General features: G+C 42.5%; 15 protein-coding genes and 1 pseudogene. All 16 read right to left on the bottom strand.

Annotated elements, in window-relative coordinates:
* Positions 1-174: 174 nt before the first annotated feature.
* The 16 genes and pseudogenes from purB to AC4HAI_RS08700 all read right to left on the bottom strand — a co-directional run bounded on the left by purB (position 175) and on the right by AC4HAI_RS08700 (position 20107).
* On the bottom strand, positions 175-1473 hold the full coding sequence (gene purB / locus AC4HAI_RS08625) for an adenylosuccinate lyase (RefSeq protein ID WP_491079655.1): 1299 nt from the start codon (positions 1471-1473) through the stop codon (positions 175-177).
* Between the two features lie 52 nt (positions 1474-1525).
* Entirely contained in the window at positions 1526-2902 is a 1377-nt protein-coding gene (locus AC4HAI_RS08630) for a hypothetical protein (RefSeq protein WP_491079656.1), read from the bottom strand.
* A 125-nt stretch (positions 2903-3027) separates the two neighbouring features.
* A pseudogene (locus tag AC4HAI_RS08635) lies at positions 3028-3595 on the bottom strand (aspartate/glutamate racemase family protein).
* A gap of 10 nt (positions 3596-3605) precedes the next feature.
* Positions 3606-4355 carry a hypothetical protein gene (locus AC4HAI_RS08640; RefSeq protein ID WP_491079657.1) on the bottom strand — a complete coding sequence of 250 codons (750 nt, stop codon included), beginning with the start codon at positions 4353-4355 and terminating at the stop codon, positions 3606-3608.
* Positions 4356-4366: 11 nt separating this feature from the next.
* Entirely contained in the window at positions 4367-5458 is a 1092-nt protein-coding gene (gene purK / locus AC4HAI_RS08645) for a 5-(carboxyamino)imidazole ribonucleotide synthase (protein WP_491079658.1), read from the bottom strand.
* The gene (purE, locus tag AC4HAI_RS08650; protein ID WP_491079659.1) at positions 5445-5933 is read right to left on the bottom strand and encodes a 5-(carboxyamino)imidazole ribonucleotide mutase; all 489 of its coding nucleotides are present in this window, start codon (positions 5931-5933) and stop codon (positions 5445-5447) included. Before purE ends, purK begins: the two co-directional genes overlap by 14 nt.
* A gap of 409 nt (positions 5934-6342) precedes the next feature.
* The gene (gene purD, locus AC4HAI_RS08655; RefSeq protein ID WP_491079660.1) at positions 6343-7608 is read right to left on the bottom strand and encodes a phosphoribosylamine--glycine ligase; all 1266 of its coding nucleotides are present in this window, start codon (positions 7606-7608) and stop codon (positions 6343-6345) included.
* Positions 7609-7840: 232 nt separating this feature from the next.
* A complete protein-coding gene (locus AC4HAI_RS08660) occupies positions 7841-8824 on the bottom strand; it encodes a Gfo/Idh/MocA family protein (protein ID WP_491079661.1) in 984 nt (327 codons plus the stop codon).
* 64 nt (positions 8825-8888) lie between these two features.
* Positions 8889-10064, bottom strand: coding sequence for a LysM peptidoglycan-binding domain-containing protein (locus AC4HAI_RS08665; protein WP_491079662.1), 1176 nt, complete (start codon positions 10062-10064; stop codon positions 8889-8891).
* Between the two features lie 397 nt (positions 10065-10461).
* Positions 10462-12012 carry a bifunctional phosphoribosylaminoimidazolecarboxamide formyltransferase/IMP cyclohydrolase gene (purH, locus tag AC4HAI_RS08670; protein WP_491111232.1) on the bottom strand — a complete coding sequence of 517 codons (1551 nt, stop codon included), beginning with the start codon at positions 12010-12012 and terminating at the stop codon, positions 10462-10464.
* 41 nt (positions 12013-12053) lie between these two features.
* Positions 12054-12608, bottom strand: a complete 555-nt coding sequence (gene purN, locus AC4HAI_RS08675) for a phosphoribosylglycinamide formyltransferase (protein ID WP_491111225.1) — start codon at positions 12606-12608, stop codon at positions 12054-12056.
* Positions 12608-13627, bottom strand: a complete 1020-nt coding sequence (purM, locus tag AC4HAI_RS08680) for a phosphoribosylformylglycinamidine cyclo-ligase (RefSeq protein ID WP_491111227.1) — start codon at positions 13625-13627, stop codon at positions 12608-12610. Before purM ends, purN begins: the two co-directional genes overlap by 1 nt.
* A gap of 55 nt (positions 13628-13682) precedes the next feature.
* The gene (gene purF / locus AC4HAI_RS08685; RefSeq protein ID WP_491111229.1) at positions 13683-15122 is read right to left on the bottom strand and encodes an amidophosphoribosyltransferase; all 1440 of its coding nucleotides are present in this window, start codon (positions 15120-15122) and stop codon (positions 13683-13685) included.
* 38 nt (positions 15123-15160) lie between these two features.
* Positions 15161-18886, bottom strand: a complete 3726-nt coding sequence (locus AC4HAI_RS08690) for a phosphoribosylformylglycinamidine synthase (RefSeq protein WP_491111231.1) — start codon at positions 18884-18886, stop codon at positions 15161-15163.
* Between the two features lie 31 nt (positions 18887-18917).
* Positions 18918-19625: a phosphoribosylaminoimidazolesuccinocarboxamide synthase gene (gene purC / locus AC4HAI_RS08695; RefSeq protein WP_491079670.1), complete on the bottom strand. Its 708-nt coding sequence runs from the start codon at positions 19623-19625 to the stop codon at positions 18918-18920.
* Positions 19626-19867: 242 nt separating this feature from the next.
* On the bottom strand, positions 19868-20107 hold the full coding sequence (locus tag AC4HAI_RS08700; RefSeq protein ID WP_491079671.1) for an acyl carrier protein: 240 nt from the start codon (positions 20105-20107) through the stop codon (positions 19868-19870).
* Position 20108: the final 1 nt, after the last annotated feature.

A 20108-nucleotide genomic window follows, 5' to 3' on the forward strand; every position in this document is an offset into this window, starting at 1 on the left:
TCAATAGGCTTTTGTCAAGCCTTTTGGAAAGTTTTTTTCCTACAGGCATTCCGTCGCTTCTCAAGCTACATTAGTGTAGCACCTCTCAATGGGGTTTGTCAATATATCTCAAACATTTTTTTAATTCTATATAAAAAAACAAGCAACAAGTACTTTCACTTGTTACTTCTTCTGTTATTCTTCCAAACCGATTCTTTTAAATATCTCATCGACTCGCTTAGTATAATAAGACGGATTGAAGATTTCGTCGATTTCTTCTTGGCTCAGGCGGGAAGTCACTTCTGGGTCTGTTTCCAGCAGCGGTTTGAAGTCTACTTGATTATCCCAAGACTGCGCAGTCTTGGGCTGAACAAGGTCGTAAGCCTCTTCACGGGTCATACCTTTTTCGATCAAGGCCAACATAGCACGCTGACTGAAAATCAGACCGAAAGTAGAGCCCATGTTGCGCTTCATGTTTTCTGGGAAGACCGTCAGGTTCTTGACGATATTGCCAAAACGGTTGAGCATGTAGTCAATAAGAATAGTCGTATCCGGTGCAATAATCCGCTCAGCCGATGAATGAGAAATATCACGTTCGTGCCAGAGGGATACATTTTCATAGGCCGTCACCATGTGCCCACGAATGACACGCGCGAGGCCAGTCATATTTTCTGAACCGATCGGATTACGTTTGTGAGGCATAGCAGAACTGCCCTTTTGACCCTTGGCAAAGAACTCTTCGACTTCACGTTGCTCTGATTTTTGCAGACCGCGAATTTCTGTCGCCATGCGCTCGATTGAGGTCGCGATACTGGCAAGCACTGCAAAGTATTCTGCATGCAGGTCACGCGGCAGCACTTGGGTTGAAATTTCCTGAGCACGGATACCTAATTTATCACAGACATATTTCTCCACAAAGGGAGGAATATTAGCAAAGTTTCCAACAGCACCAGAGATTTTTCCAGCCTCAACACCAGCGGCAGCATGCTCAAAACGCTCAATATTGCGCTTCATTTCGCTGTACCAAGTTGCGAGTTTGAGACCAAAAGTCGTTGGCTCCGCATGGACACCGTGGGTACGCCCCATCATGATGGTGAACTTGTGCTCCTTAGCCTTATCAGCGATGATAGCCAGAAAATTGTCCAAATCCTTGCGGATAATAGCATTAGCCTGCTTGTAGAGGTAGCCGTAAGCCGTGTCTACCACATCTGTCGAGGTCAAGCCAAAGTGTACCCACTTGCGCTCCTCACCCAACGTCTCAGAAACCGCGCGGGTAAAGGCCACCACATCGTGGCGCGTCTCCTGCTCAATCTCCAAAATACGGTCAATATCAAAATCCGCCTTCTCACGAATCTTGGCCACATCCTCCTTGGGAATCTCACCCAACTCAGCCCATGCCTCATCAGCCAAAATCTCGACCTCCAGCCAAGCACGGTACTTGTTCTCTTCACTCCAAATGTTCGCCATCTCAGGGCGTGAATAACGGTTTAGCATTTTGTTTCTCCTCAATATTTTCAATTCTAATTTTATCGTACTATTAATTCTTCTATCCGAAATGATTTTCTTGACCTTTCGAAATTTCCTCTAAAAGGCTTGTTAATTCTGAGCTGAAATCGACTGAATCTACCATATTTTTTCTTTTTGTAGCTTCATTAAGTATTTTCTCTTTTAATCTTTCGTTCTCTGAGATATCGTTTATTCCAACTTTTCGAATTGCGAATTGTCTATCCCCTTGAATTATAAATAATTTCAATGGATTATAAAGTAGCAATTCTTTAAAGGCTTTATCTTGAGATACAAAATAATGTAAATACAAATCGTTTGAAGATTTTTTGTTATCATAAAACATTTGTAATTCTAATAATCTGACATGGAACATATCCCAAACGGTATTTAAAATCTTATCTCGTGTATTTTTTGAATAACCTTGTATTTTTTTAAATGTACGTTCTACACTTTTATCGTTTTTAAAAAATAAATCCAACAAAACTATCTCATTCTCAAGATAAACATTTAGAATATCCAATGAATATTCCAATAATACTTCCAACTTATTCTCAATTTTTTTATCATTATTTATTAAAAAAGCTTTACATACTAAACAAGCAATCGCATTATATTGAGTAAGTACCTCTTTTGCAAAGTCTGTAATCCCATCTAACGCTTCCTGAACTTGCTCTTCACCTCTTTCATCTAATTCCGTAGCTGAAATACTAGTTATTTTATCGCCATTGGTCTCTGTGAATTTAAAAAAATTAGAAATGAAATCTTTCCATATTTCCTTATCTCTAACCTCAAATGGTTTTTTTGATCGTTCCAGTATAGATGTAGACATATTAAAATTAAATTGACTTAACTTCAAATATAAAAGAAATTTCTTGGTATAGTACTGATCTTCGTAGCTTAAACGTTCACGATATTCTTTGTTTGAGAATTTATTCAAAGAATTAAGCATATTCAAGTCAAAGTTAGAGACTTTGTGCACTCTTAATTTTAAACTTTCTAAATATGTTATCCTATTATTTAAAATCCAAGTTTGTGTATAATCTGATAATCCAAAACTCTGGTATTTCCCTATTTTTACATTTTTAAAACTTCTATCAAAATTTGATTGTTCAACGTTAAATAAAAATATCTTAGTATCAATATCTCCCTTAAAAATATATTCAAAACACTCAGCTTTATGAATTATATTTGTAAATGTAGCTAGTAAGCGGATTTTTTCTTCAAAATTAAACTTTTCTGAAAGTAACGTAAAATAGTATTTCCGTTCATCAGTAGTCATATTATTAAAAAGTTCAGAAAAACTATATTCTAAATTCCCCATTTCTCTCGCTTTAAAAATCATTGAATCTAGTAAACTATGTTGCTCATCTTCAGGAACACACTTCATTATATCGATAAGTATTCTTATTTCACTCATCTATAAATCAAACTCCTCCACACTATCTACTTTATCACTTAACACCATCACATGTCCCTTTTTGCAGTTATATTCACACAACAGCTACTATTTTATTAAATAACATTTCAACGATTGACTCGGTTCTAAATCAGCATAAACGCAGCACATAAGCCTGAAAAAATATTAGCGCCTGCATGGATAACCCAACTTGGCATAATAGAACCTCGGCTCTTTTGCTCATTGATATAGCCCATTCCATAAGCAATGACAAATGTGAACACTGTTATCATGATTGTGGAGCCAATATCCAGCACTTTTAAAAATATGAGACCATGTACTAAAGCAAAACACAATGACTGAATGCCATTTTCAAGCAAAGCTTCAGCAGTCACCTGCGCAATGTGCAGGATAGGTATCGAAATGTTTTCCTGAATCTGCGGAGCCACCTTGTGCATGGTGTTGGTGCAGATAACAATAAAGTCAGCACCAGCCTACTCCAGCTTCTGAGCAATTTGACTCAGCACCTTCCGCACTCTTAGCTCAGTCGCCACTAGCCTGATAGCGCTCAATCTCCGCAAAATCAACACTGTAAAGCAGAATCTTAGCCGAATGCAGACCTCCAAGCTCCTTTTTGATGGTTTCGTTGATGAGCTGATAATAAGTCGTTGTGCTCTCCCAGCTCATGCCACCGATAAGACCGATTGTTTTCATGATATTCCTTCTACTTACTCAAAAAGTAATCACATATACGAGGAGCTGCTAAATTTTTAGGATAGCCTACTCCATAATTCTTTTTCGTAAGACTACAATATCCCTTACTATCAATCTGATAAATATAACTATTAATCTCTCCTGCTAATGTCGTAAAATAAATCGTAACTTTGTTAGGAACATGCTCAAAATTTGCTTTACCTTCAAATAAGTGTGTCAGTATTTCATTTTGATGTGCCTTTGAAACTATATATATTTTTTGGTCCACATCCAGTTTTGGTATAATTTCACAACTTTCATTCTCTCCAAAGATTATATGAAGATTGAAAACTGGTTGAACATTTACAATTTCAACCGAGCAAATTTTATCTCTTTTATTATCCGATGCATAAGATTTTTCAAAACCATTCGGCTCAACAAACTGTTTCTTTTGGTGCTTTTTTACAAGATAATACCAGTGTTTATCATCAAAATATACTCTACAATCAGGTTTTATAAGCTGGTAATCATAACTTAGAACAAATTCTGGACGATATTTTAATAATTCTCTATGGTTTTCTTGAGACATTTGGAAATGTATTACTAGCACTGATATAACAATACCAGATATATTACCATAGAAGCTTAACCAATCCCCCAAACTAGAATTCAAATATCTTGATATAAAAGATAAAACAACAGAAAATATTGGCCCTAACAAAATGATTAGTATGAATAAAAAGATGAATGTTTTAAAGTTTTCCTTGAAATATTTAATCATTCTTCTCCTCCTCAAAAATCTACTCCTTCCCCAAACTCTCTCACACTATTCGGCTCATTACTAAACACCGTCACATGCCCCATTTTACGGTTGTGTTTGGCTTCTGCTTTGCCATAAAGGTGGAGGTGGGCGCTAGGGTTTTGGGAGACATATTCCTTAGCTTGCTGGACGTGCTGGCCGAGGACATTGAGCATGACGGCTGGAGCATGGAGGTGAATTTCTGGAAGCGGGGCGCCGAGCACACCCAAGATATGGGTATCAAATTGTGAAAAGTTGCAGGCTTCGATGGAATAGTGTCCCGAGTTGTGGGGGCGCGGAGCAATTTCATTGACGATGATGTCATCAGACGTCGCAAACATTTCCACGCAGAGGGTGCCTGAAAGATTGAGTTTTTTGGCAATTTGCACCGCCATACTCTTAGCTTTCTCAGCTAATTGATTTGAGATACGGGCTGGGACAATGGTTTTTGAGAGGATGTTGTTGCGGTGGATATTTTCCTGAACAGGAAAAACCGTCACGTCCTTGCCATTGCCTGACACGATGACCGAGATTTCAAGGTCAAAGTCTACAAACTCTTCCAAGACACACTCAGCAGAGTTTGCTAATTGGCTAGCGGCAGCTAAATCGTCCTGTGATTTAATAACGACTTGACCGTGACCATCGTAACCACCTGTGGCTGTTTTCAAAACGTAAGTCTTGCCCAGATCCAAATCTTCCAAATCCAGACTGGAAGTCACCACTTTGTAAGGGGCGACTGTCACATTGGCCTTGTTGGCGAGAAAGTCCTTTTCAAAGATTCGGTTTTGCGAAATGCGGAGCAAATCTGTGCCTTGAGGCAGCTGACCGTCCTTGACAACAGCATCGAGACCGTCTGCATCAACATTTTCAAATTCATAGGTGAGCACATCACAGCGCTCTGCTAATTGACGCAAAGCGTCCACATCATCGTAAGGCGCCACAATCATCTCAGACACATGCGAGGCAGGACAGTCCGCTGTCGGATCTAGCGTCACCACCTTGTGTCCCATATAAATAGCTGAAATCGCCATCATCTGCCCGAGCTGGCCGCCGCCGATAATTCCTATTGTCTTAGTTGAACTCATCTGTTGAAGCCTCCGCGATTTTTCCTTGTTCCTCTGCGAAATTTGCTAACGCTACTGCCAAGTCTTGGTCTTCAAGGGCTAGGATACGCAGAGCTGTCAGGGCAGCGTTGGTAGCTCCCGCTTCACCAATAGCCATGGTCGCCACAGGCACACCGCCCGGCATTTGTACAATAGAATAGAGTGAGTCCAAGCCGCTGAGGGCGCGTGATTTGACCGGCACACCAATAACAGGCAGCGTTGTTTTAGATGCCACCATACCCGGCAAATGCGCAGCCCCGCCGGCACCGGCGATGATGACTTTGATGCCGCGGCTGCGCGCTTCTTCAGCGTGCTTAAACATGAGATCAGGGGTACGGTGGGCAGAGACGACTTTTTTCTCATAAGCCACGTCGAACTTGTCTAATACTTGAGCTGTTTTTTGCATGGTTGCCCAATCGGATTTGGAGCCCATGATAATAGAAATAATTGGTTTCATAATAAGATACAAAGGGACGTTTCAGTTTACCGAAAATTTCCGTAGAAGTAAAATAATCCAGTGGATTATTTTAGCCTTGAGCCTTACAACCCAAATGCGAGAGGGAAAACTAACGACGACGCTTGCGTCTAGGCAGTTTTATCTTTTTTCCTAGGTCTTAGTCCCGTGTTCAGTTAGGCTAGCCAACTAAACTTTCCTTTCTTTAAGTTTAGGGATTTTACTTATTCCTTTTCTTTTTGTCAGTTATCTTAAGCTCTGGGGATGCAAGCAATCTGCCTTTGGCGTTCCATTGCTTATTTTCGAGCCAAAATGTCTCGAAAATCCCCCGCCACTAAGTCTAAACCGACTTGGTAACTTTCAGCACGGCGATAACTGACGAGTTTGGATCGCTTACACTCGCCCTTCTTTTTTAGTCTTTAATGGCTTTACTCCCGATATCAGTACGGTAGAATAGCCCTTCCGTCTTTTGTTCGGCAAGTTTGTTGTAAATTTTGTCCTGACAAGCTTTGACGCTGTCGGCTGTGGTGACCAGCATGTAGACGCGACCACCGTTTGACAAGAGTAGTTGGCTATTGCCATCAAACTTAGCCCCTGCATAGTAGGTGATAATGTCGCCATCAGTCTTTTCCGGCAAAGCCACACCTTTTTCGTAAGCCAGCGGATAGCCATCTGAAGCGACCACCACACCGAGGGTCACACCCGCGTCTAGCCAAGTGATGCCAGGCTCCTTACCAGCCAAAATATCCGTGATGTTCTGCGCAAAATCCGAAGTCAGGCGCGGCAGGATAATCTGAGTCTCGGGATCGCCAAAGCGGGAGTTGAACTCGATGACCTTAGGACCATCAGCGGTCAGGATAAGCCCCGCGTAAAGCACGCCAAGATAAGGACGCCCTTCCCTAATCATGCCTTCAAGCACTGACTTGACAATGCTGTCAACCGACTGGTCAATTACGCTTTGCGGTAGGTGGGGAACTGGTGCATAGGCCCCCATACCACCTGTATTTGGCCCCTTGTCGCCATCATAGGCACGCTTGTGATCCTGCGCCGCAGGCATGACATAGAACTTATCCCCATTGACAAAGGCAAAGAGGGAGAACTCCTCGCCATCAAGGAACTCTTCGATAACCACACGCGCACCAGACTCGCCGAACTTATTATCCAGCAGCATCTCGCGCGCTGCTTCGACCGCTTGCTCCACGGTTTCAGCCACGACCACGCCCTTGCCCAGCGCCAAGCCGTCCGCCTTCACGACGATTGGTGCCCCCTGCTTTTCGATGTAGGCCTTGGCTTCCTCAAAGTCGGTAAATGTGCCATAGGCTGCAGTCGGAACACCGTATTTGGCCATGATCGACTTTGCAAAATCTTTGGACCACTCCAGCTCCGCTGCTAATCTGGTTGGACCAAAAGCTTTGAGCCCAGCCTGATTAAAATCATCAACGATCCCAGCAGCTAGCGCATCATCCGGACCGATAAAAGTCCAAGCGATATCATTGTTCCTTGCAAAATCAATCAGCTTGGAATGTTCGGAAATTCCGATATTTACGATTTCCAAACCATCCAGCGTCATCCCATTATTGCCGGGCGCCACAAAGACCTGCTCAACCTGTGGAGACTCCAACAGTTTCCTCGCAATCGCATGCTCACGACCACCCGAACCAACAACCAAAAGTTTCATAGCTAAGATACCTCAAGATAAAACAATCACGAGTGCTTGCGCACCCAAATCAACAAACCACGCAAAAACCAGACGCTTTTTTACGAATTATGTAGGATTATTATAACATATTTGTTCGTCATTTTTATAGGAAAGAAAATTAAAAAATTCGCATGATGCGAATTTTTTATCTTTTAACAAGTATAACAGAGCGGCGCACATAACTATCTACCTCCGCAATCTTAAATCTTTTTTATTCTTCCTCAGGGTAGGTCATGCCCCATTCTCGGCGCAGCTGGGTCATGATGGTCATGACATCCTGTGTATAGTCCAGGTGCATGCTATCCTCGATACCTGCGACCGCCTTTTCCATATCGGCAACTTCGTAAGCTAGAGCCTTTGCGGTGTCTCCTGCTTCGATTACTTCTTGGTGGCCATCCTCGGTATAGGTAATGACTGCCTTTTGACCGCGCGGATACTCATAAAGTTCGACATAGCCCTTATCATAGGCGATGGTTCCCCGTTTGGGCTGCTTGGCGTGGAGGCTGAGAGTAACCGTTGCCATTTGACCTTGGTCATTAGTCAAAAGAATACCGACCTGCTCATCTACACCAGTTGGTGCCAGCTTAACCTGCGAAGCAATCTGGTTGGGGCTCGATGCCATAAACCAGCGGACAAAGGACAAAGCGTAGACGCCAATATCCAATAAGGCACCGCCGGCTAAATCACGACTAAAGAAACGATTGGTCATATCATAGTCTTTATAGCTACCAAAGTTCATCTGGATAAGCCTGAGTTCTCCCAATTTTCCCGAATTCACAATCTCTGATAATTGGCGGTAAATCGGCATGTGGAAAATCGTCATAGCTTCCGCCAAGATGACATGATTTTCCTCAGCCAAGCTAATAGCCTCCTCTAACTCTTCAGAGTTAAGGGTAATAGATTTTTCGCAGAGCACATGTTTCCCCTTAGCTAGAGCTTTGCGTAAAAAATTGATATGGGTATTGTGGGGCGTTGAGATATAGATAATATCAACATCTGGATCATCAAACACTTCGTCAATCTTGTCATAGACCTTCTCAATCCCATATTTTTCAGCGAAGGCCACGCCCTTTTCATAGGTGCGGTTAGCGACCGAGTAGAGTTTTCTGCCCTGAGTCTGCAAGGCTTGGGCTAGTTCGTTGGCAATGACACCCGTTCCTAAGGTTGCCCAATTATATTGCTTTGTTCCTGTCATAATAGTCTCCTAATCTTAAAACTCCAAAAAGCACCCAGTCTCTTGACCGAGTGCTTAATAATGATTATTCGTTAAATGATACGTGAACGTGATCGTAGTGGTTTTGAGTGACACTACCACGGTCAGGCATTTGGTTCCAAGTGTAGGCTGGTCCATAAATATTATTCACAGGTGAATAGAATTTTTGTTGATAAATCACGTATGAGATATCATAAGCATCCATGTTATCAATAGCGTACTGAGCTACTGCATCACCCTCCGCTGAGTATGGATCAACCATAACGTCTACAGCAAGACCTTTACCATGGTCTTGGGCGTCAGCACCTGTACGGTAACCACCAATATCAGTGATACCATATTGGTTAGCTACGTCATTAGCAAATGTCGCTGCTTGCGGTTGCATACCTGCCGTATTAACAGAAACAGTCTGTGCTTGTTGAGTAGCAGAAACCTGCTCAGCAGGTGCTGCATAAGTTTGCGCAACAGCCACCTCTTCCTGAGCCGCTTCAGATTCTGTTGTTTCTGCTACAACTGGCGCTTGGCTATCTTCTGAAGTCGCTGCTTCTGGAGCTGTCGCTGAAGCGTCTGTTGGTACAGCAGCCTGTCTAGCCATTGGTGCTTCTGAAACTGAAGAGGCAGTTGCGGCTGAAGGCTCTTGAGGAGCTTCTGATGATGTATAAGCAGCCACTTGAGCATCACCACTGGTTACTGAAGGATCAGCAGCCTCCGAATCAGTACCTGCTGCTACTTCTGCTGTAGAGTCAGATGAAGCAGTGCTATCACTTGCAGCTGAAACATCAGTGTTATCGATTGATGTTGTTGTACCATCGTTAGTTGTTACTTGGTTTGAGCTGAAGTCAACAGTTGTGGATTGGCCAGCTGCACCACTATCTGCTGATGGTTCAATAACTGCTGATGTCGCATTGTTATTAGCATCATAAGTCGCTGTAATAACAGTACCTGGCATGATCAAGTTAACGTTTGAAATTTGGTTAACCTTAGCCAAAGTATTGAGATCAACACCCATAGCTTGTGAAATCGTGCTAAGAGTATCGCCTGCTTTTACAACATAAGTACCTGTATTACCTTCATTAACGATATCTGATTGGATTTCTTCAACTGAACGAGGTGCCCATGATTGATCAGTGTTTTCATCGGCATTAGCATGGTTAGCTTGGCTAGCAGTAAAGATAGATAAAGCAAGTGTTGAAGCTAGCAACATTTTCTTTTTGAGTTTCATATATTATTCCTTTCCTAACAGTACCTCTCAGAGATTTTGTAGTTTCTAGGATAACAACTAATCTAAAATCACTTATCCACTTAAAACTATTATGAGGCACTCACCTCTTTTGCCGACCAAGTCAGACATGGAGGGTAACTAAAACTGTTACGATAACTATCGTATCATAGAATTATTAAAAATCAAGGCGTATGATCCTGCTTAATCAAAGTATATTCCAAGTGTAACACTTGTAATATCTGAAAAAGAACTTATAGGGTTTCCCTCGCCTTTCACCCTTTTATTATACAAAATAAAAGTAAACTTCAACTTAATATCTGACCAATTTTATCCTACTTTGACCACCTTTTAAGCCTATAAAAACACCCAATGATAATTGAGTGTTTGACTGATACTTTTAATGTCTAAAATGACGAACTCCTGTGAAGACCATGGCAATTCCGTATTTATCCGCCGCATCGATGACTTCTTGGTCACGCACCGAACCACCTGGTTGGATGATTGCCTTGATGCCTGCAGCTGCAATTTCTTCAACATTATCAGCAAAGGGGAAGAAAGCATCACTGGCAAGAACTGCCCCATCAAGACGATCCGCTGCCTGTTCCAGAGCAATCTTAACTGCTCCAACTCGGTTAGTCTGACCCGGACCAACTCCGAGTGTCATATGATCGTTAGCGACTAAAATCCCATTTGACTTAACGTATTTGATGGCTTTCCAAGCGAATTCAAGCGCTGTTTGTTCCTGGTCACCAGGCTGACGCTTGGTAACAACCTTCCAGTCAGCTGGATTTTCCTTGACCACATCTTGGTTTTGTACCAATATACCGCCGACAACACCGGTATACTCTGCCTCTACTTCGCTGGCTTCTTGAGCGTCAAAAGGCAATACCAAAATGCGGAGGTTTTTCTTTTTAGTTGTAAGAATTTCAAGCGCTTCATCTGAATAAGACGGTGCAATGATGATTTCTAAGAAAATGCTATGCATTTTTTCAGCGGTAGCCGCATCCACTTCACGGTTGAGCACAACAATACCACCGAAAATAGAAACGGGGTCAGCCGCATAGGCATTGTCCCAAGCGCCTTCAATCGTGTCAGCCTGACCAATACCGCAAGGGTTCATGTGCTTGAGGGCAACGACAGTCGGACGATCCGTAAAATCACGAATAATGCGGATAGCCGCATCAGCGTCACGAATATTATTGAAAGAAAGCTCTTTACCATTAAGCTGTTTAGCTGAGGCAATAGAATACTCGGTCGGAATCGCAGACTGATAGAAATCCGCATCCTGCTGAGGATTTTCACCGTAGCGCATAGGCTGTTTGAGGTCGTAGGTAAAGGTCAGCTTTTCAGGCTTGGTTTCACCCACTTGCGCTGTGAAATAATCGGCAATCAGTGCATCATAAGCTGCTGTATGACGATAAACCTTGGCTGCCAAGCGTTGACGTGTTTCATAAGTTGTCTCCCCAGCTTCTTTAAGTTCATCAAGAACCACTGCATAATCCCTAGGATCCACGACAACCGTGACACTAGCATGATTTTTCGCAGCCGAACGGAGCATAGACGGACCACCGATGTCAATATTTTCTACAGCATCGGCATAGGTCGCATCTGGTTTAAGGATAGTCTCCTTGAAAGGATAAAGATTGACCACTACGAGGTCGATGAGCTCAATATGATTGTCTCTTGCAGCCTGCAAATGGCTATCCAAGTCACGGCGAGCCAAAAGACCTCCATGAATCTTAGGATGCAGGGTCTTGACACGGCCATCCATCATTTCAGGAAAACCAGTCACATCGTCAATGGCAATCGTAGCTACACCTGCATTATCAAGGACTATTTTCGTACCGCCAGTTGAGATAATATCCCAACCGAGTTTTTTAAGTTCTTGGGCAAACTCTACGATGCCCGCTTTATCTGAAACGCTGATAAGTGCGCGTTTGTTGGTCATGATTTCTCCTTTAGTTCCATCTTTTTCGCTTGTCTTTTTCATCACTTTTCTTCCACTCCCAACTCTCTCAGAACATCTGGATACAACTGATACTCAGCCGCATGGATCCGAGCTTCAAAGGTTTCAATGGTGTCATCTGGTAGGCGCGGCACACGAACTTGTTTGATAACTTTGCCCGTATCAACTCCACTGTCCACCCAGTGAACGGTCACGCCGCTCTCAGAAACACCAGCCTGCCAAGCATCTGCAATCCCGTGCGCACCAGGAAATTCCGGCAAATAGGCTGGATGAATGTTAATAATGCGACCTTCATAGGAGGTCAGCAGAGTTTCACCGACAATTTTCATGTAACCAGCGAGGACAATCAAATCAATCTGATGCTGCTCCAAGAGTTCCAAAATAGCGGTTTCATAGTCTGCCTTATTGTTGAATTCCTTAAGTTCAAAAGCGTAGGACAGAACATCTAGGTTCTGCGCCCGTTTAAGCACATAGGCATCCCGATGATCCGAGAAGAGAAATTCAACTGGGAAGTTTTCGGCAATCACCTGAAAATTTGAACCGTTGCCCGAAGCAAAGACTGCAATCTTTTTACTCATTATTTGATCACCACACTAGCATCAGTTTTGGCCACAATGCGTCCCAGCTCATAGACAGGCTCATCTAGTAATTCCTTGATACGGTCGACCTTGTCAGGACTAACCGCCAGCATCAGGCCGATACCCATGTTGAAGATTTCAAACATTTCTTGGTGTTTGATCTCACCATATTTTTCAAGAGCCTTGAAAATTGGTAGAACAGGAACTTTGACTTCTTCAATCTCAGCAGCCAAATGATCACCAAACATACGAGGGACATTCTCGACAAATCCTCCGCCTGTGATATGGGCAATCCCATTGACTAAGCCTTCCTTAATCAGAGGCAGTACTGACTTAACATAAATCCGTGTTGGCTCAAGCAGGACTTCTTTAAGTTTTTTACCTTCTAACTCCGGTAGTTTCTCCTCACCGGTATAGTCCGCAAAGACACGACGAACCAGAGAATAGCCATTTGAATGAATACCGCTGGAGGCTAGACCAAGCAGAATATCACCTTCCTTGACCTTTGACCCATCAATGATTTGAGATTTTTCAGCAATGCCAACCGCAAAACCCGCCAAATCGTAGTCATCTTGACCATACATACCGGGCATTTCAGCCGTTTCCCCACCGATGAGGGCCGTACCAGCCTGTACACAGCCTTCAGCGACACCCGCAACAACTTGCTCCAGCTTAGCTGGCTCATTTTTACCGGTAGCTACATAGTCCAGAAAATAGAGGGGCTCAGCACCTGCAGCAATGATGTCATTGACACACATGGCAACACAGTCCTGACCGATGGTATCGTGCTTATCATATTTAATGGCCAGCATGAGCTTGGTTCCGACACCATCTGTTCCCGATATGAGAACAGGCTCTTTAACACCAGTCGTCGTCAAATCAAACATACCACCAAAGCCCCCAAGAGCTCCCATGACACCCAGACGCTCTGTGCGTGCGACATGTTTTTTGATACGCTCGACCACTTCATAACCAGCTTCAACATCAACACCCGATTGAGCGTAAGCATTCTTTGTCATAATTTTCCTTTCTTATTTTCATGACTGATAGCAGCCAATCACTTATTTGTTTCTCTTAGAAAAAACTTGTCTTCTCTTTCAGACTTTGACGATAACGCTCCTCATAATCATACAGCGGCGTTGGATAATCACCATCAAAATAAGCGACGCAAAGACCACCATTGGGCGCATCTGTCTTCAACCCAACCGATTCAATCAAGCCTTCCTTAGACAAGTAGGTTAGACTATCTGCACCGATGATTTGACGAACCTCCTCAACACTATGATTAGCTGAGATAAGCTCTTTTCGATCTTGAATATCGATACCATAAAAACATGGATAAGCCAAAGGTGGGCTGGCAATAGCCACATGGACTTCTGCTGCTCCTGCTTCACGGAGGAGCTGTACAATCCGGCGGCTGGTTGTTCCACGAACAATGGAATCATCGATCATAACTACGCGCTTTCCTTTAACCACACCAGATACAGCAGAGAGCTTCATGCGCACCCCTTGCTCACGCAATTCCTGAGTCGGCTGGATGAAGGTTCTTTGCGTATACTGATTTTTGATCAGCCCCATTTCATTTGGTAGGCCAGATTCTTCTGAAAAGCCCATAGCTGCCGATAAGGAAGAATTAGGAACACCAACGACAATATCCGCCTGCTGATGAAACTCTTGAGCTAGACGCTTACCCATGTGTTTACGAGCCGTATGGACATTAACCCCCGCAATCGTCGAATCAGGACGGGCAAAATAGATATACTCCATAGAGCAAATAGCTAACTGAGTATCTGTCGTATAAGTATCGTATTGAATACCGCTATCATCAATGATAATTATCTCTCCAGGATTGACATCCCTAACCCACTGAGCACCGACAACCTCAAAAGCACATGTCTCAGAAGACACCACCCAAGCGCCATTCTTCATACGCCCAATGGACAAGGGACGAAAGCCATTAGGATCCAGAGCTGCTATCAGTTTATCCTCAGTTATGAGCAGATAGGCAAAACCACCTTTAATAGTATTAAGCGCTTCTTTAACCTTATCAATAAAGTTAGTCTGCTGGCTATGACGAATCAGATGGATCAAAATCTCACTATCTGAAGTACTAGAAAAGATAGCTCCCTTCTCCTCTAACTCCCTACGTAGAGTCTGAGCATTGGTCAGATTACCATTGTGAGCCAAGCCAAGATCTCCATCATGAAAACGGAAATAAAATGGCTGAATATTATCAATACTGGCTTCACCAGCCGTAGCATAGCGAACATGCCCAATAGCAGCCGAACCTTCAAGCTTTTCGAGGTCATACGGATCCCTAAAAACCTCTGATAACAAGCCTGTATTACGATGCCGCTTTAATCGACCATCTGCATTGGACAAGATACCAGCACCTTCTTGCCCTCGATGCTGGAGACTGTGAAGACCAAAATAAGTCACTTGAGCGGATTGTGGATGACCCCAAATCCCAAAAATACCGCACTCTTCATTGAGTGATTTCACTTCATATGTCATAGTTTTTTGCCTTTTTCATTTCTAGGGAAAACTCCCAGTCATTTCTTAGTAAAATAGTTGACTGCTGATGCAAAAAGTTTTTGATCTTTCTTACCAGGAATATTCTGGAAAAGCCCCTCTTCATAACGTTCTGAATGTCCCATCTTACCAATAATTTGTCCATTTTTGCTGGTAATCCCTTCGATCGCATAGTAAGAACCATTAGGATTATAACGAGAGTCTACCGTTGCCCTACCATCAAAATCAACATACTGACTCCAAATCTGACCATTATCACGAAGCTCAGCAAACTCCTCAGCACTGACAACAAATTTTCCTTCACCATGTGAGACTGCAATAGTATGAATATCACCCACCTCTACACCAGCCAGCCACGGCGAGTTGGTATTAACAATACGAGTTTCAACCATTTTAGCCACATGTTGGTTAGAATCATTATAAAAGAGAGTAGGGCTACTTGAATCAACAGCGTCAAAGTTTCCATATGGTAACAAGCCTGATTTGACAAGAGCCTGAAAACCATTACAAATGCCAATAATCAAACCACCCCGGGCAATAAAGTTGTCAATCGCTTGACTGACCTTAGCATTAAGGAGAATATTGACAATAAACTTAGCAGACCCATCTGGCTCATCAGCAGCAGAGAAACCACCCGCAAAGAAAAGGATGTTAGCTTTATCGATATGATCAACCATAATATCAACAGAACGTTCAATCGCTTCAGCATCCAAGGTTACAAAGGGCACCATATTAACGATTGCCCCTTCCTTTTCAAAAGCTTTGGCAGAATCATACTCAGAGTTTGTTCCCGGAAAGACAGGAATATAAACTACTGGCTTAGCAACTACTGATGGATTGACAGCTATGTCATGAGTAGTAACAGCAGGCAAATCAGCCACTGGAGCGTCTTGCTCAAACTCAGTTGGATAAACAGTATCAAGCTTGCCTTCAAATGCAGCAAGCAACTTATCACCAGACAGCTTGACAGAATTAACAGTTAGGTTGAAATCCTCAGTAGTTTGACCCAGTTTAATGGCTCCCTCTATCTCTTCAAAAGAAGTAAAGACGAATCCACCTAATTGTCCCGTCAAAATCGAATCAACTTCATCGACCATGACACGAGCACCCAAACGATTACCAAAGCTCATCAAAGCGAGACTTTCCATAAGCCCGCCATACTTGACTGCCGATAGGGCTGTGAGATTATGATCACTCTGAATGTCAGACAAGGTTTTTAAATTTTCCTTGATACCTGCAAAGTCAATCTCTTTAGATAAATCAAAGCCTGGTAGATAATAGATGGTTTCACCAGCAGCCTTAAATTCTGGTGAGTAAACTCTAGTCACATCTGCTGTTGTCACACCAAAAGCCACTAATGTAGGAGGTACTGTCAATTCCTCAAATGTCCCAGACATAGAATCCTTACCACCGATAGATGGCAGACCTAATTGTATCTGTGCCTCAATAGAACCTAGCAAAGCTGCCACTGGCTGACCAAAGCGCTCTGCTTGCTTATCCATGCGTTGGAAGTATTCTTGATACGAAAAGCGAGCCTTAGACCAATCAGCGCCTGTCGCCGCTAAACGAGCTGTCGCTTCAATAACCGCATAAGCTGCCCCATGATAAGGTGACCACTCAGCCAAATAAGGATGATACCCCTGGGCCATCACAGAAGCGGTCTTGGTTACACCATGACGCACAGGTAATTTCTGAACGGAACTCTCAGCTGGTGTCACTTGATAACGACCTCCTAGAGGCTGATTGACAGTCGAACGACCAACAGAGCTATCAAAAATCGTTTGTAAACCTTTTTGACTGGCATGATTAAGATTTGACAATACTGTCAAGGTATCTCCCTCAAGATGATCAATGTCTGTTTTCCTTTGCTCAGGAAGATTAACAGAACTGTCAACCACTTTAGCATCAACCTTGACACGAACCCCATTAGTATCCAAGAAAGAACGCTCTAAGTCTACAATGGTCTGACCCTTCCATTGCATGACGAGATTTGGCCTTTCCGTAACTTTAGCCACGACAACTGCATGAATATTTTCCTTAGCACAAGCCTCTACAAATGTATCCGCATCTGCAGGACGAACAACTACCGCCATGCGTTCTTGAGACTCAGAAATCGCAATTTCCGTTCCGTTAAGCCCAGCATACTTGAGTGGTACTTTATCCAAATCAATTTCAAGACCAGCAGCCAATTCACCAATGGCTACACAAACACCACCAGCACCAAAGTCATTAGATTTTTTGATCAAGCGTGTCACATCTCCATTGCGAAACAAGCGTTGAATCTTACGTTCCTCAATAGCATTACCCTTTTGAACTTCAGCTCCTGCTGTCTCAACAGAAGTGACTGTTTGAACCTTCGAAGATCCAGTAGCTCCGCCGATACCATCGCGACCTGTCTTACCACCCAGTAAAATAATCACATCCCCAGGCTCAGGCTTTTCACGAACTACATTCTCTTTAGGGGCTGCACCAACAACTGCTCCCAGCTCCATCCGCTTAGCAACAAAACCTGGGTGGAAGTATTCTTTAACATAAGTAGTCGCCAAACCAATCTGATTCCCATAAGACGAATAACCATGCGCTGCTGTTTTAGAGATAACCTGCTGAGGCAATTTCCCTTCTCGAGTATCTGTCACAGCAGCTGTAATATCCCCAGCACCTGATATTCGCATAGCTTGATAGACATAAGAGCGTCCTGACAATGGATCCCGAATAGCCCCTCCGATACAAGTTGCTGCCCCACCAAAAGGCTCAATTTCGGTCGGATGATTGTGAGTTTCATTTTTAAACATTAAAAGCCAAGGTTCTTTGACACCATTGACATCTACCTCGATCTCAACTGAACAAGCATTAATTTCATCAGAAACTTCCATATCATCCAAACGACCATTTGCACGCTCATAGCGACCAAAAATCGTCGCCATATCCATCAAGGTCTCAGGCTTCTCCTCACGTCCCAGTTCACGGCGCATAGCCAAATACTTGTCATAGGTCGCCTGTAGCTGCTCCTGGAATTGTGATTCTGAAAAATCAATAGCCTGCAATTCTGTCTCAAAGGTCGTATGACGGCAATGATCAGACCAGTAGGTATCCAATACCTTAAGCTCAGTCTCAGTTGGCACGCGCCCAATTTCCTTGTAATAGTCTTGAATAAAGAGTAGGTCTGCCACTTCCATAGCCAGACCCTCTTGACTCTTGTACCTAGCAAAATCATCCGCACTGTAATCTTCAAAGAAATCCAAGTAAGGAATCGTCTCTGTAGCATTTGAAAAATCATATAAGACAATTCCCTCGTCAATATTTTTAAAACGAGAATCAACAGGATTGAGAAGATAGCTTTTGACAGCTTCCAACTCCTCTACAGCAATATCCTTGTTAAGCAAATAAAGCTGAGCCGTATAAACTTGGCTCTCTTCATTTCCACCTAATAATAACAATGCTTCCTTGGCACTAGCAGCACGCTGATCAAACTGACCTGGAAGTGACTCAATAGCAAAATAAGCGTGATTGCCTAAGATATCGGCCATTTCTTGCTCATTCAAAAGCTGGTCTGTCACCAGCTCAGAAAATACACGTTCTTCAGCTCTGCTTAATAAATCCTCAGGGATATTAAAAACATCATAGACCTGAACAAGACGAAGAGTACTCAAAGTCTTCAGCTGCAAATGATGCCTTAATTCACGAACAAGGGATTCCGCCTTCCCTTGAAAATTGTCTTTCTTCTCTACAAAAATACGTTTATCCATTGTTAAAATCCTTATATCTCCGCTAGACCTGCTACTTCAAGGTTTGCAACTTTTCCCAAACAAGCTGATAAACATCAGTAATATTTCCTAGATCTCGACGAAAGACATCCTTATCCATATGATGTCCCTCGTCATCCCAAAGTCGACAGTTATCTGGTGAAAACTCATCAGCTAAAATGATTGTGCCATCCTTATCAAAACCAAACTCTAACTTGAAATCAACCAAAGTTAGACCAATTTGCTTAAACCAATCACTTAAAAGTTCATTGATGCGACGTGTCTCCGTCTTCAAAAAAGAAATCACCTCATCATCAGCAATCTTCAAAAATTTGACATGCTCATCATTGATAAAAGGATCATCGAGATCATCATTCTTATAATAAAACTCAACAATAGGTTCCTCTAATACAATACCTTCATCTATACCAAATCGCTTAGCAAAGGAGCCTGCAGTGACATTTCTAAGAACAACTTCTAAAGGAATAATCGTTACCTTTTTATTCAACTGTTCAGTTTCCGACAGTTGCTTGATAAAATGGGTTACCACACCAGCTTGATTCAGCTGGCTAAAAATAAAAGATGAGATAGCATTGTTTAGTACACCTTTACCTACAATAGTCTCCTTACGAGCACCATTTAACATAGTAGCCTGGTCTTTATAAACTGACACAATCTCATTCTCATCATCCGTTGTATAAATATCTTTAGCCTTACCAGTATAAACCAACTCTTTTTTCACTAAAATGTTCGCCTTTCACTTTTTATTATACCAAAGTTTATCACAACGAATAATTAATTTCAATTATTCGTTTACAATATTATGTTATTTTTTAAAAACATTCGGTTTTTATTGTAAAAAAGAAAATATAAATCAATAGTCCAAAAAACTAACAGCAATAATTCACTACTCTACCAAAGCATCCAAACTAAAAACAAAAAAGAGCTTGGAAACTCCTGTCCCAGTCCCAAGCTCTTTCTCATTTATAATCGATTTTCTAAATAATCTAGCATATCGCCAAGTTTAACAATTTCTTCAATATCATCATCTGGAATCTCAAGTGAAAATTCATCCTCTAAATTAATAACAAACTCCATCAAATCTATAGAATCAACGCCTAGTTCATCCTTGAGATTAGTTTCTTCACTAACTTCAAAAGTCTCCTGATGCATTTGTTCCTTAATCATCCGACCAATAATCGTAAAAATTTCTTGTCGCGTCATT

This window comes from Streptococcus sp. ALY_208 (assembly GCF_058314295.1).

What these genes read in the sequence shown, in the direction of transcription:
- purF (WP_491111229.1), bottom strand. Translation starts at nt 15,122, where the DNA reads ATGACATATGAAGTGAAATCACTCAATGAAGAGTGCGGTATTTTTGGG.
- AC4HAI_RS08690 (WP_491111231.1), bottom strand. Translation starts at nt 18,886, where the DNA reads ATGGATAAACGTATTTTTGTAGAGAAGAAAGACAATTTTCAAGGGAAG.
- purD (WP_491079660.1), bottom strand. Translation starts at nt 7,608, where the DNA reads ATGAAACTTTTGGTTGTTGGTTCGGGTGGTCGTGAGCATGCGATTGCG.
- AC4HAI_RS08660 (WP_491079661.1), bottom strand. Translation starts at nt 8,824, where the DNA reads ATGACAGGAACAAAGCAATATAATTGGGCAACCTTAGGAACGGGTGTC.
- purN (WP_491111225.1), bottom strand. Translation starts at nt 12,608, where the DNA reads ATGAGTAAAAAGATTGCAGTCTTTGCTTCGGGCAACGGTTCAAATTTT.
- purK (WP_491079658.1), bottom strand. Translation starts at nt 5,458, where the DNA reads ATGAGTTCAACTAAGACAATAGGAATTATCGGCGGCGGCCAGCTCGGG.
- purM (WP_491111227.1), bottom strand. Translation starts at nt 13,627, where the DNA reads ATGACAAAGAATGCTTACGCTCAATCGGGTGTTGATGTTGAAGCTGGT.
- AC4HAI_RS08700 (WP_491079671.1), bottom strand. Translation starts at nt 20,107, where the DNA reads ATGACGCGACAAGAAATTTTTACGATTATTGGTCGGATGATTAAGGAA.
- AC4HAI_RS08665 (WP_491079662.1), bottom strand. Translation starts at nt 10,064, where the DNA reads ATGAAACTCAAAAAGAAAATGTTGCTAGCTTCAACACTTGCTTTATCT.
- AC4HAI_RS08630 (WP_491079656.1), bottom strand. Translation starts at nt 2,902, where the DNA reads ATGAGTGAAATAAGAATACTTATCGATATAATGAAGTGTGTTCCTGAA.
- purH (WP_491111232.1), bottom strand. Translation starts at nt 12,012, where the DNA reads ATGACCAACAAACGCGCACTTATCAGCGTTTCAGATAAAGCGGGCATC.
- purE (WP_491079659.1), bottom strand. Translation starts at nt 5,933, where the DNA reads ATGAAACCAATTATTTCTATTATCATGGGCTCCAAATCCGATTGGGCA.
- AC4HAI_RS08640 (WP_491079657.1), bottom strand. Translation starts at nt 4,355, where the DNA reads ATGATTAAATATTTCAAGGAAAACTTTAAAACATTCATCTTTTTATTC.
- purB (WP_491079655.1), bottom strand. Translation starts at nt 1,473, where the DNA reads ATGCTAAACCGTTATTCACGCCCTGAGATGGCGAACATTTGGAGTGAA.